At 44.5% G+C, this 782-nt stretch carries 2 protein-coding genes and 1 pseudogene; all 3 read left to right on the top strand.

What is annotated here, in order from left to right:
• A pseudogene (locus R7Z77_RS25050) lies at nucleotides 1–269 on the top strand (EscD/YscD/HrpQ family type III secretion system periplasmic domain-containing protein); the annotation flags it as partial.
• Entirely contained in the window at nucleotides 256–459 is a 204-nt protein-coding gene (locus R7Z77_RS25045; protein ID WP_005377198.1) for an EscE/YscE/SsaE family type III secretion system needle protein co-chaperone, read from the top strand. The pseudogene R7Z77_RS25050 and the gene R7Z77_RS25045, both read left to right, overlap by 14 nt.
• Nucleotides 460–477: 18 nt before the next feature.
• On the top strand, nucleotides 478–726 hold the full coding sequence (gene sctF / locus R7Z77_RS25040) for a type III secretion system needle filament subunit SctF (RefSeq protein WP_005377199.1): 249 nt from the start codon (nucleotides 478–480) through the stop codon (nucleotides 724–726).
• The last annotated feature ends 56 nt before the right edge of the window (nucleotides 727–782 follow it).

Below are 782 nucleotides of genomic sequence, written 5' to 3'. Positions count from 1 at the left end.
AATATGGTGAGAAACCGTACTTAGTTTTGAAATCCATACCTAAGGTGAGTAAAGGCACCAACATCGATTTCCCGTTTCGTAGCGTTAACTTTGGCCAGGTTCCATATGTGATTCTGACCGATAATGTTCGCTATATGGTCGGTGCAAGAACGCCTCAGGGCTACCGAATATCCAGTGTTACACCTGCTGGTATTGAGTTGGTTAAAGGCGGGCGGGTGATAACAATAGAACTTGGATATGAAGGCGAGACGAACAATGACAAATCTTGAACAAATTTTAAATAACGACACAAACGGTGCGGAAGTGCACAAGATTAAGAGCAAGCTCTTAGAAGCACAAGCGGTGGTGAAACGTCAGTTGGATTTAGGGTGCTCACCACAGCAGTACCAATTGCTACTCAAACAGTATGAAGCTTACACAGCCGCCCATGCGGTCGTTGAATCATACGAAGCTAACTAAAAAATACGAGGAAGTCTTATGTCATTTTACGATGCTAGTAACAGTGTAAACCTTGATGATGTTAAAGCTAAGTTAGAACAACAAGCGAAAGATGCCAATACAGAAGTGACGGCAGCCATCAAGAACCTAGAAACCAATGCCGATGATCCATCAAAGCTTGCCGAGCTTCAGCACGCGATCAACAAATGGTCTGTTGTTTACAATATCAATGCGACCACCACTCGTGCGATTAAAGATGTGATGCAGTCGATTCTCCAGAAGGTGTAAAGCATGGAACGAGAAACGCGCCAACTGCTGGCTGAAATCGCGCTGATGGCAACAGG

The sequence above is a fragment of the Vibrio sp. 1401 genome, from assembly GCF_033340295.1.
This window is presented reverse-complemented; position numbering and strand designations above follow the sequence as displayed.